This window comes from Sphingopyxis sp. TUF1 (assembly GCF_036687315.1).
Taxonomy (GTDB): domain Bacteria; phylum Pseudomonadota; class Alphaproteobacteria; order Sphingomonadales; family Sphingomonadaceae; genus Sphingopyxis; species Sphingopyxis kveilinensis.
Genome location: NZ_CP144683.1, coordinates 845,262 through 857,879, shown reverse-complemented (window position 1 = coordinate 857,879; position 12,618 = coordinate 845,262). Strand labels below are relative to the sequence as shown.

7 protein-coding genes are annotated in these 12,618 nt (G+C 58.7%); 4 read left to right on the top strand and 3 right to left on the bottom strand.

Features of this window, described 5'->3' with window-relative positions; genetic code table 11:
• Positions 1-781: 781 nt before the first annotated feature.
• The gene (locus tag VSX77_RS04075; RefSeq protein ID WP_338426389.1) at positions 782-7,096 is read left to right on the top strand and encodes a calcium-binding protein; all 6,315 of its coding nucleotides are present in this window, start codon (positions 782-784) and stop codon (positions 7,094-7,096) included.
• Positions 7,097-7,197: 101 nt separating this feature from the next.
• On the opposite strand, the gene VSX77_RS04070 is transcribed toward VSX77_RS04075, so the two are convergent.
• Together VSX77_RS04070 and traA are read right to left on the bottom strand one after the other, a co-directional pair.
• The gene (locus VSX77_RS04070) at positions 7,198-7,902 is read right to left on the bottom strand and encodes a DUF6118 family protein (protein WP_338426388.1); all 705 of its coding nucleotides are present in this window, start codon (positions 7,900-7,902) and stop codon (positions 7,198-7,200) included.
• A gap of 8 nt (positions 7,903-7,910) precedes the next feature.
• Positions 7,911-10,817, bottom strand: a complete 2,907-nt coding sequence (traA, locus tag VSX77_RS04065) for a Ti-type conjugative transfer relaxase TraA (protein WP_338426387.1) — start codon at positions 10,815-10,817, stop codon at positions 7,911-7,913.
• 172 nt (positions 10,818-10,989) lie between these two features.
• On the opposite strand from traA, the gene traD reads away from it, so the two are divergent.
• Genes traD through VSX77_RS04050 form a run of 3 tightly spaced genes read left to right on the top strand, consistent with a single transcriptional unit; the run spans position 10,990 to position 11,739 of the window.
• Positions 10,990-11,295, top strand: a complete 306-nt coding sequence (gene traD / locus VSX77_RS04060; protein ID WP_338426386.1) for a conjugal transfer protein TraD — start codon at positions 10,990-10,992, stop codon at positions 11,293-11,295.
• A 22-nt stretch (positions 11,296-11,317) separates the two neighbouring features.
• Positions 11,318-11,575, top strand: coding sequence for a conjugal transfer protein TraD (locus tag VSX77_RS04055; protein WP_338426385.1), 258 nt, complete (start codon positions 11,318-11,320; stop codon positions 11,573-11,575).
• Entirely contained in the window at positions 11,572-11,739 is a 168-nt protein-coding gene (locus VSX77_RS04050) for a DUF6771 family protein (protein ID WP_338426384.1), read from the top strand. The genes VSX77_RS04055 and VSX77_RS04050 overlap by 4 nt, the downstream gene beginning before the upstream one ends.
• 3 nt (positions 11,740-11,742) lie before the next feature.
• On the opposite strand, the gene VSX77_RS04045 is transcribed toward VSX77_RS04050, so the two are convergent.
• Complete coding sequence (locus VSX77_RS04045; RefSeq protein ID WP_338426383.1) at positions 11,743-12,174, bottom strand: MucR family transcriptional regulator; 432 nt, start codon at positions 12,172-12,174, stop codon at positions 11,743-11,745.
• Positions 12,175-12,618: the final 444 nt, after the last annotated feature.

Genomic DNA, 12,618 nt, shown 5'->3' with positions numbered 1-12,618 from the left:
CAATGCTTTGCAGGGTGGTGCCTGAGTGCGTGTGGCTAGGGCGCCTGACGTGTGGTGTTATTGCTGAGCTGCTATATGATTATGGTATCTGGAAGAAATTGAGCAGGATCGGGGGATCGGATGAGGATCGGGTCGGTTGCCATATTGTCCAGCGTTATTCTCTGCCTCCTGCCAGGGGCCAGAGAAAATCCCGAAATCTTTTATCATTCTGATGTCGCGGCCAACGCCGCCCTAACCAGTTTTGACATCAAAAATCCAAGCTGTCAGCTCTGGACCAATTGGCAAAAAATGTGCTCACGGACAGGCGTCGATGGTGCGACACACTGTATTTCTTCATCAGTGCCTGTCCGTCCTTCAGTTCCATTCTGCGTTGCTAGAACGGATCAGCCGTACGACGACAATGACCCAAGCGCCTCGCAAGCTGAACGGTTGTCGCAAAAGCGCTTCTGTCAACGCATGGCATCGGGGCATAGCTCTAACGGTGACAACTGCAGCCGGGAACTCTCGCGGCCGTTCAGTGGGCTAGTTCTTGAAGAGCGCCGCCATCCGTGGTGTGCAAAATGGACTCCAGTATTGGCAAAGAAAAAATTTGGCAATAAGTCAGATCGATATGGCTTTTACTGCACAGAACGAAGAGTGCCCGATTGGTGCGCTTGGCCGGAGGGATTGGGCTATGGTCGTCAACTGGGCCAAACATCCGTCGACGAAGAGATAATACCAGTTCTCTTTAATCCGGAATCGCGCGCGATTAACGGAATCTACTGCCGTAGGAGAGCTTTTAATGCCCGATAACAAGAGCCTTGCAGCACCTATCGGAAACTCGGGCACGGGAGACGGTTCAGGCGTCATGATTGGTGACGGCATTATGCTGACGGCAGGTCACGTGATGTATGAATTCAACGAGAACAATACGAATCGTCAAATTCGTCATTTAATCGGGGCCACGTCTTTTTATGATCCTCGCTCTTACCATTCGCAATATGTTACTCGGGTCGCTGGCTTGAGCGACCCTCTTCCAATTCCTGCAGCGGGATTTAGCGTAAGCGGTCAATTTATAGAACCTCATATAACCAGCAGTGATATGATATTTGTAGAATATGGTGGAAGTTTAGATAAAAACGACGCGGGGATGGCTGTTTATCTCGAATCATCCGATATTACTTTGGCGAATTTTTCATTGATATCGGGAACAAAGTTTAAGCGCTGGGGAATGACAACTTCAACTAAGGAGGTTAGCTCAGGGTATCTTGAAACAGGTAGCGTGGGGCTGTCGATCACTGACACTGGGGCGATCACTCAGCCAGGGGATAGTGGAGGAGGCAACTGGATTGAATTTGAGGGGAAGCAATTTATAGTTGGAAATAATGTAAGTTCAAATACTTCAACTATAAGTCATTCAAGCTACATCTCATCACATGAATTTTACACTTTGAATGACATGCTTGCGTATCGGCAGGCGACTGGTGACGTTACCGAATCGGAGCCAACCAACCTCATCGTTGGTAGAACAACTGCAGACACTGGATCAGGTGCGGCGAAAGGGACCTATCGTCCGGATATCGTGCTGGGCCGCGGAGGTGATGACCAGCTCTCTGATGGCGACATGTTACTTTGGTGGGCATCTGATCGACTTTTTGGTGGCGACGGCGACGACACGTTGAGCGCAGGAAACGGCGATGACCTTCTGCACGGAGGCGATTTTCGTGACTATACCGGAAGTGGCCGGATCGACCTAGAGGATGATGGGGACGATACCGTTCAATATGAGACGGCTGGGTTTAGAAATCTCCTTGGCGCAGGTCTAACCGTTCTTATCGGCCCCGCTAGTTCCGTGGAAGCGCCGGCGTGGACGTTTGGAACGATTGATGCTGGCGACAAGAATTCTGCAATCTTCGTCCTAGATCAGATTAGTTCAAGCATATCGGGGTCATTCGGGAATGACACGTTGGTCTCAATCGAGCATATCAAACTGACTGATGTAGACGACATCGTCCGCCTTGATATCATCGAAGGCGATCAATTGGCTGGCTTAGATGGAAACGGTGGCGTTGCCGAGATCAAAATGGAGGACAACGCGACGGGGCCAGGAAAAGGCGATCTTATAGATGCCTCCCGCAACTCTACTAACCTTTCGATTGACCTCGCTGCGACGTCGAGCAATGTTAAGGCTCGAGATGATAGCTCTGGAAATAAGTCACTCACTATTCTGGGAGCAGAACGGGTTTGGGGCGGGTCTGGCGACGACATCATAAAAGGAAATGATAAGGATAACGAGATCAAGGGCGGCGGTGGCGCGGATACGGTCTTTTTATCGCTCGGCGCGGACATCATCGAAGGTGGTGATGGCACAGACATCGACACGTTGGTCGTCGCAGATTCGCTGGGCTCGGTAACGATAAATCTTCGCTTAAAAGACGGCGACTATTCCTCCGTTGCGGTCGGTAGCGGAACCTCGAAAGTCAAAGGCATCGAAGTCTTTGTCGGAAACTCCGCGAAAACAACATTCAAGGGCAATGGCGAAGGCAGCGTATTTGTCGCCGGATCGGGAGGCGGCGACTTTACTTTGAGCGCTGGCGATCGTGCATTCGGACATGCGGGTGTTCAGGATATCTATCGGCTTTCGACGACGAAGGACATTGTCTCCGATGAGTCGGTCAAAGACTACCTAGAACGTAACACGAGCCTAATTGGAAACTGGGGCAGCGAAGACCTGCTCTATATCAATGGTGTGCTATTTGACGGCAATCGGGTCTTTTCTAATAATGCGCTGATCGCTGACGCAACATGGGACCGCAATGGCGATATGCCTGCTTTTAACGGCAGTCTCACTGGCGACAGCAGCTACGGAACGACGTACGCGAACGCCAAGTTCGAGGTCGCGGGCATGAACTGGGCCGGGAAGCCTTTTGGCGGGACCGTATATGAAGATGGTGAAGTTCGCGACGTCGGCTACCACGAAATCGAGCCTGGTCTGGCCGCATTCAGTTTCTCGTCCCGTACCATCACCGCCTTGCCGGGAGACCGCTCTGCGATGTGGGGCGGCTTCGGGAGCTATGAACTCAATCCGCTTTCGGACACCGATGAACAACTCATGCTGGTCATTTCCGGTTTCAACAATGGCGATGCCGGTATTACCTTCGAAAATAGCGACGGCTATGGTGGCGGTGGCGGTCCGATCCCCGGCGGAGAGGGCTTCGATTGGGACGCCTATTTCAGCGGCCCCAGAGAACTGAGCGGAACAGCCGGAGCCGACGAACTCCAGGGTGGCTGGGCAAATGACACGATCGAAGGCAATGACGGGGACGACTATCTCGACGGCGGTCCGGGAGATGATCTGCTGGACGGTGGCGCAGGCGAAGATTTTCTCGTGGGGAACGAGGGCGATGATGCTTTGATCGGCGGCACAGGTAGCGATCAGCTTTATGGAGGCTCTGGCGACGACACACTCACGGGCGGCGATGGCGACGATCATCTCTATGGCGAGGAAGGGCGCAACACGATCGATGGCGGCGATGGTGACGATGTGGCCTATTTCTCGACCTCGCTCTACTGGTCGCGCGTCTATCGAAAGCCTGATGGCACAGTCATTGTAGAAAATCGTGACAACCCGGATAACTTCCATACCATCACCAACGTCGAAACGCTGTCCCTCGACGGCGATATCGTAAATGTCATCGATTTGCCGATGGGCACGAGCGGCAACGACGTCCTGACCGGATCGTCTGATCGCGCGGACCTGCTGGATGGCGGCGGAGGTGACGACATTATGTCAGGCGGTGATTTCGACGATGTCTATATCGTCGATTCCGTCGGCGATATCGTTATCGAGAATGCCGACGAAGGCAACGATACGGTTCGCACATCACTGGCGTCCTATACGCTCGGCGATCATGTCGAAGGACTGGTCTTTACCGGCTCGGGCAGCTTTGTCGGGACAGGCAATCAACTCGACAATGACATCATCGGCGGTGCAGGAAACGACACGCTATCGGGAGATGATGGCGATGACAGATTTGCCGTTATAGGCGGCTCCGACATCGTCGATGGCGGCGACGGATACGATAAGCTGCTGCTTTCGGGGACGGTCGAGGATTACACCTATTCTGTCGACGGTTTTGGTGTTGCGACGATCACCGATGGAACGAACTCGGTGCAACTGACGAATGTCGAAGTCGTCGAGTTCAGGGGCGGTGGGATCTTTTCGCTATCCGATCTCCTGTCCATCTTCATCTCTGGAACCGCTGGCAACGATGCCATGATCGACGGTGATGGATCGGAAAATATCATCCGGGCCCTCGGGGGTGATGACAATCTTCGCGGCGGAGGAGGCTATGATTTCCTCGACGGCGGCGATGGATTGGACACGGCTTACTTCTCAGGCAATTCGGAGGACTATCGGATATACCATAGCCCGTTTGGTGGGCTGGTTGTCGAAGATCTCTACGGCTCCGATGGCATCGACTGGCTTGAAAATGTCGAGGTGCTCCATTTCGATGGAGACAGCGTAACGATCAATGTTTCGGCACTTCCGCCGCTAGGCACGAGCGGCAATGACATGATCACGGGATCGACAAGGGCAGATTATCTGTTCGGCCTGGCGGGCGACGATCACCTCATCGGCGGCGACGGAGGGGATGAACTGGAAGGCGGTGCTGGCGACGATATCCTCGACGGAGGCAGCGGCCACGATAGTCTCTACGGGGGCACTGGCAACGACACCACCATCTTCGGTACCGGAAACGACGTCGCATGGGACGTGGATGGTGACGATAGCTACGTCTACAACGCCGGTGACGGCGTCGATCAGGTTCGCGACGATGCCGGTACCGACAAGATCATTCTCGGCTCCAGCATCGTTCCGGGCGACGTGACCCTATCCGTCGATGGCGAGGACATCATCCTCACTTTCGCGGGTGGCGGAAGCCTCACGATCCAAAATGGCATGTTGGAAGACAGCGCGATCGAGGAGATCGAGTTCGACGACAGCACCATCTGGAACCCGATTCTGCAATTGCAGATGCCGACATCCGGTGACGACAATCTCATCGGCACAAACTCTGCCGACACGATTTCGGGTGGGGCCGGTAACGACACGATTGAAGGCCGGATGGGAGACGACGTAATCTCAGGTGACACCGGGAACGATCAGCTCAGCGGATCGGGCGGTGACGATCAATATCTGTTCGCTCGCGGTGACGGAGAAGACGTGATCCGCGAGTTCGGTGGCAATTATTCCTGGGGAAGTGGCGGCACCGATTCTCTCGTATTCGCGGCCGGAATTGATCCGGGAGATGTTGCGGTCAGCTTGACCAACAGCGGCCGGAACATCGTGCTTACGATCACCGGCACGGGCGACACGGTCACACTTGAGGATTCAGCCTATTCTGAAACCTTCAATATCGAAACCGTCCGGTTCTCCGACACGACCGTCTGGACTCATGTGGACCTGATGACGATGGCGAACACGCCGACGTCCGGCAACGACACGCTTTATGGAAGCTTCGCTGCGGACACGATTTCCGGCGGTGCTGGTAACGACACCATTATCGCAGGCGATGGCGACGACCTGCTTACCGGAGGAACCGGCAACGACAACATCACCGGCGGTGATGGCAATGACACCTATTTTTTCAGCCTTGGTGATGGGCAGGACTATATCAGTGACTTCGGCAGTCTCTCGACGAGCTATGATGCGATCGAGTTCGGCGCGGGCATTCTTCCTGCCGATATCATCGTATCGCAAGCCGATAGCGGTAAAGATCTTGTCCTTTCGATCGATGGAACCTCGGACAAGATCACGATCAATGATGCCGTTACGGCGTCGGGTTACCGCATCGAGGAAGTCCGGTTCTCCGATAGCACCGTCTGGACGCACAGCGAGCTGATGACGAGGGCTTTTGGCGCGCGGTCGACGGGCGACACCTATTGGGGGACGTCATCGGCTGACACCATCTCGGGTGGCGCGGGCAATGATACGATCTTTGGATCGGGCGGCAATGATCTGCTCGCCGGCGGCGAGGGTAACGACACGCTGAATGGCGGGTCAGGTACGGACACGGCTTTGCTAATGGGCCTTAGTGCGACCTACTCCATGGTGTCGGGAGGAGGCAGCCTGAGCGTCACCGACAACGCTCCTACGGTCCATGGCGATGATGGGACGGACAGCCTGACGGGAATGGAGAAGCTGCGCTTCTCGAACGGTCAGGAAATCGGTATCACGTCGCCGATCATCCTCGACTTGGATGGGGGCGGGGTAACGACCGTCTCCGCGCAGGTCGGCCAGGCCCGCTACGACATGGACGGCGACGGCATCGCAGATATGACAAGCTGGATGGGACGTGGAGAGGGCATGCTCTTTCTCGACCGTGATGGAAACGGCACGCTTTCCAATGCAGGCGAATTCAGCTTCGTCAACGACGTCGAGGGCGCAGCATCTGATCTTGTCGGTCTCCGCGCCTTTGACAGCAACGAAGATGGTATTCTCTCTTCCACAGATGATCGGTTCGCTGATTTCCGAATTTGGCGCGATCGCAATGGCGATGCGACCGTGCAGGACGGCGAAATCCTCTCACTCGGCGATGCAGGTGTCGCCTCGCTCAACCTCCATGGTCAGGCCGTCAGCGGAACGACAGCCATCGGCGACGTCGCAATCCTGAATACGAGCACCTATACCCGAAACGACGGACAAGCGATGGGCTTCATTGATGCTGCCCTCACCTATTTCTCGGGAGCATCTCAAGCCAGTCTCTCTAATATTGTCAGGCAGCAGGTCAGGCCTGCCTCGCGTCGCCAGATGGGCGTACTGGACCGCGATGGCCTTCTCGGACGGTTGCGTCACGAATTGCAGATCGACTGGCAACATGCGCATGATCAGGCTCCACACCTACCACAACTTTGGGACCGGAAAATGGCGTCGGGTCCTTCGATCATGGCAGTTGATGATCGTAATCCGGCGGCTGCTTCGCCGGCTTCAAGCTTGGATCGTCAATTGGCCATGATCGTGCAGGATATGAGTGTTTTCGGCGCTCAATCGGCGGGTGAGAATCTTCAGCCGTGGCAACGTGAATATGTGCGACCGTTTGAACTATTCGCTTAACTTTGGGTGATACGGATGCCGAGGTTGGCGATCCCTCCTCCTCGGCATCCCAAGCACCTGGAGGCTGGATTCGATTTTTGAGAAGCATGCAAGGACGCCACTTATTTGACGACCTGTTTTCGAGGCATGATCTCAACCAAGCACCGCGTGGGTTGCTTCGATTTGGCGGCTCGCTGCTCGCAATGATCGATCGCCTCGCGATTGTTGTACCTCATCTCTGCAGCGTCCGAGATCGCGCGCCACGCAGCCGGGCTTCCGACCTGCAGCAAGCGCACCCCGCCTTCCCATATCGTCGGTTCGTGCAGCACCCGCGTCGCGATCTTTTCCGGCATATGCCAGCTCTCGGGAAGCGCACGGGCGATAGGGCCCGGCAGGATGGCCCACAGCAGACAGCCAGCTATCACCCCACCGCTCGCGGCCCAAGTTAGATATTCGCGCTGATCAGCGGCGTGCCGCGCCGATGCCACGATGCCGCGCAGTTCCCCGATGGCATCATCGTAGCGCCTTCCCGCCGTGCGGATCAGTTCCTGATCCGTTTGCCGTGCCTGCCGAGCGGCCCGGTCGAGCCGCTGCGCCATGTTCTCGGGCGTCAGTTCCATTGCTGGTTTGGAGGCGAGCATGTCGAGTGTTTCGGTCGCGGCTTGCAGATGCTGTGCGATCTCGCCGAGCGTCGCGCTGTAATCGGGTATCTCGATCGCGGCCTTCTCGGTCGCCAGATCTCGCACAGCGCGGCGCATCATCGCGATCTCGCCTTCGAGCCGCGCGAACGCTTCGGCTGCGGGATCGATCTCTTCTTCGTCCATCATATCGTCTCCTACATGCCAATGCCGATGCCGCGCGAACGGCCGCGCCCGAGGTCCGCGATATCGGCAAGCTGCTGCCCGACCGAGCGCGCCGCGTGCATGTCGATGCCGAGCGCCGACTTGCGGGCGCTCAGAAGCGATTCGACCTGCGCATCGCGTTCGAGGCTCTTCGCCATCGCGCCCATTTGGCTTGAGAGTTTTGCGGCACTGCCGCGCTCGCCGCGCGCGATCATGCGGTCGCGTTGTTGTTGAAGCTTTTGCCAGTCGCCGACGAACCGCTCGGCGCGTTTGGCGGGATCGATGCGGATTTCCGCTTCGAGGCGCATCGCGCGGATCGCGGCCTGACTGCGGCCCTGCGCTGCCGCTCCAACCAGTTCGGGCTGGCGCTCGAACGCCGACGCCAGATCGGTTCGCGCATTGGTGCGGATCGTGTCAAGTTCGCTCCCCGCCTTGTCGAGCGCGCTCTGTTGATGCGCGAGCGTAGGGAGTCCTTTCGCCGCCATCCGGTCGATGTCAGCCTGCGCGCGGGCATAACGTTCGACCGCACGCGACATGTCGTTGGCCTGCGGCACCTCAATGCTCGCGCGCTTCACGGTCGGCTTGAACCCTGCGAAGATGCTGCGCGCCTTCTCGGGCGCCTGTTTGACGAACTCCACGATACGTTCGCGCACCGCGATGCCGCGCCACTCGGCAAAAGAGCGCGCCGGATCGGCCTTCGCATAGTCGCTGGCCATATCATTCGCGCGCTCGCGCGATAGCGTGCGAACAAGCTTGCCCTGATTGGCAAAGTCATTACGTCCATAGTGGAGCGCGAGCCCTTCGCGGTGGCGCGACATCGCGACATAGGCGCCGTGACTATCCATGCCGGGTGTTGCAAGCACATGCGTTCGGTCGACCGTCATCCCCTGCGCCTTGTGGATCGTCGCGGCATAGCCATAATCGAAGTCGCGATAGTCTTTGACGTCGAACGCGACGCGGCGCCCGTCATCGGTGCGCACCGCCATGCCGCTTTCGCTGACGCGCTCGATGGTCCCGAGTGTGCCGTTCTTCACGCCCAGACTGCGTTCGTTCCGCAGGAACATGATGCGGTCGCCCGCGGCAAAATCTCGGTCGCCGCGCTCCACCTTGATCGACATGTCGGCGCCAAGATCGCCCGACGCGCGCATCGCATCGCGCGCCGCCGCATTGAGTTCGCGCACTTCGGCATTGGTGTGGGTCAATATGATCCGGCTGGCGTCTGGGTTCGCCAGCCGATCGCGATCCCAGCGTTCGATAAGCTCGCCGTGCGCCGCCTCGCGCGTCTCGGCGGCATGAACCATGTCGCGCTTGACATAGGCGGCAATCGCTTCGCCGGTCCGTCCGGTTGCAAGATGCCGGGTGGCGTCCTGCTGCCAGCCTTCATGCTGGCGGCGCACATCGCTGATTTCCGCTCCGCCATGTCGCTCGTGGAGCGAACGGAACGCCGCGCCCGCCTCGATCGCCTGCAACTGCTGTGCATCGCCAACGAGCACGACCTTTGCGCCCGCGTCGGCGACGTGGCTCAGCACCCGCTCCATCTGCCGCGTACCGACCATGCCAGCTTCGTCGATCACGAGCACATCGCGTGGGCCGAGCAAGTCGCGTCCCTGCGACCAGCCATGTTCGAGGCTCGCGATGGTGCGCGACGCGATGCCCGAACCATGCTCCAGCCCTTCGGCGGCGATGCCCGACAGCGTCGCGCCGCGAACATTGAGTCCGGCGCTTTCCCAAGCCTCGCGCGCGACGTCGAGCATCGCGCTCTTGCCGGTCCCGGCATAGCCGACGACGATGCTCAGACCGCGCTTGTCGGTCACATGTTCGAATGCGGCGCGCTGCTCGCCGCTCAGCGTCAGGCCGCGCCTCTCCGCTTCCGCCAATGCTCTTTTCCGGTCAGCCTCGCCGACACGATGTCGCTCACGCATCGCCATTGTTTCGGCAGCATTGTGCAACCGCTGTTCGGCATCGATCATGGCGCGCGAGGTGAACCGGTCCTCGCCGCGTCCGTCCTTGCCGAGCGTGACCAGGTTGGGCGATGCACGTACCGCGCCGATGACGGCATTATATTGTTCGCGCCCGTCGCTGTGGCGGTGCGCGAATATCGCGAGGTCGCGGTTGGTAAACGTCGCTTGGCTATGGGTGATCGCGTCCAATGCGAGGTGCGGGTTGGCGATGATCCGCTCGCCGTTGCGCTGCGCGATCTCGCGATGTTCGGCAAGCCGTTCGGCTTCAAGCCCGCGATCGCCCATGCGCGATGCCGCGGGGCCGATCTTGTCCTGCGGTTCGAGGTCGATGCCCTGCGTCGCGAGGCTACGGTGATCAATGCGCGCGTCGATGTCGAGTTCGGCGAGGCGCTCATTGACATGATCGGCCCAGCGTTCGCGCCACTGCTCGACAAGCGAGGTCGCATTCCACTCGCGGACCTTGGCGCCGAACGCGGCTTCGCCATCCTCGCCGACGATGATCTCGCGCATCGTCAGCATGACATGGGCGTGCGGCTTCGACATGCCGTCGGCGCCGATGTCCCAATGGACATTGAGGTCGGCGACCATGCCCTGATCGACAAACTCGCGTTGCACAAAATCGCGGGCAAGCTCGATGCCCTGCTGCTGGTTCATCTCGCGCGGGATCGCGAACTCGACCTCGCGCGAAAGCTGTGCATCCTTGCGCTTCTCGAAGGCCTCGACCTCGTTCCACAGCCGTTCGCGGTCATGCCATTCGTCGGGCGCACTCTCGGGAAGCAACACCTCGCTGTGCACGACGCCCGACTTGTTGGTGAAGTCATGCGCGCGGTCGAGCCGCTCGTCGTGGAGCCGATCGGCCGAGCGATAGGCCGCCGCCGCGACAGCGCTTCGGCCGTTCGCGCGGCTGATGACTTTGACCGAGAGATGGAAGATTGCCATTGCGGCCATCCATCTACACTTCAAAAGCCACGTCGGCACGACGTATAAGCGCGCCCTCCTCGAATAAAATCCGAGCAGGGACTAGGTTGTGTTACCCTGTCCCGGCGACTCTACTGCGCCAGTGCTGGCTTTCTTCTAGCATAGCCGCATCGTCACTCAATGGAGACTTCAGATGCGCAAGCCACAGGATTTTGATTCGGAACTGCAAGCGCTCGCCGACAAGGCGAAGCTGCTCAAGGAACGCCGCGTTCGCCAGCTCGGCGAACTCGTCATTGCGACGAGAGCCGATGCGCTCGACGCCGACTTGCTCGCCGGAGCATTGCTCGACGCGGTGACGACGAAAGACGCAAATGCGAAGGAGGACTGGCGCAAGGCGGGCGCGGCCTTCTTTCAGCGCACGGCACGAAAGCCTGCGCCGCGATCTGATGGGCAGCCGGAGGGCACTCTACCGCTCGGCGGCGGCGCGGCATCGCGCTGATGCACGAAAGGCGCGAACCGACATGCGCGAATGGGTTGTGAAGCGCCGCGAGCGAACGCGGCAATTGATCGAACTGGGCGGCCTCGTCGCGAAGGCCGGGCTCATCGATCTGACCGACGACGATCGCGCGACACTCTACGGCGCGTTCCTCGCGGTCGCGGACAAGCTGCGTGGAGAAAACCGCGACACCGCGCTTGTCCGCTGGCAGCGCAAGGGCAAGCGCGCGTTCGAGGCAGAAGCGTTGCCCGATGATGATCAGACTGTCATAGGCGCATCATGACGGGGACGCTCACGGACATCATCCATCAAGCGCTTGAGCGCGCCCCGCAATGGGTGCGACACGACCTCAACGCGAAAGATCCGAAAGACCGCGCTCGCGCCGAAGAAGTGCTTGCGGCGATGATCGCCGCCGCGCTCGACAGCCAAGCCGATGCGGACGTCTGATAATTATTTCGTGCGGCGGGCTGATGCCTTCTTGCGGCCACCGCCGCGGCCTTTCGTGCCGAGGCCGATTTCTTTGGCGAGGACGCGGCGCTTCTCGGCATAGTTCGGGGCAACCATTGGATAGTCTTTCGGAAGGTTCCATTTGGCGCGATAGTCGTCGGGCGTCATATTGTAATGCGTCATCAGGTGACGGCGCATCATCTTCATCTTCTTGCCGTCTTCGAGGCACACGATGTAATCGGGCTTCACCGACGCGCGGATCGATACTGCCGGTTCCTGCTTCACTTCGGGTTCGGCGGCATCGCCAAGTCCGGCGAGTGCGCCATGCACGGTCTGGATCAGCAACGGTAAGTCGGAGATCGCGACACTATTGTTGCCGACATGCGCGGCAACAATGTCGGCTGTCAGCGTTACCAGCGTTTCCTGATCTTCCATGGCATATCTCCTTCGCAGCACCCATTTTGGCACGCGACATGCACCGATCGGGCCGTAGCTTCAAGAACGGTAACTATACCGGAATTTTGGCCTATGCCGGGGAACCGGAATCGCAACGGCGCGTATGGCGGAATGATCATTCTGCCCGCGTACAAACTCGCCCCGCCTTTTGGCGGGGTTGTTTTATGAGGCGTACGAGCAGGAACGACATGGTCTCGCTTCATACCCCCACTTTGGAGCGAGGCCGAAGGGGCCTGTCAGGGGGCAGGCCCCTCAATTCCTGATGCACGGAAGCCGATGCGACATGGACGGCGCGACCAGGGACCAACTCGTCGCGCCGTCCTTCGCGGTGCCGCCATCTGTGAGGGTGAAAGGCGGGATGGCACCGCTATTGCGATTGCGTCATCGTCCGCTGCAATAGATAACCAAATATGGATTTCGGGG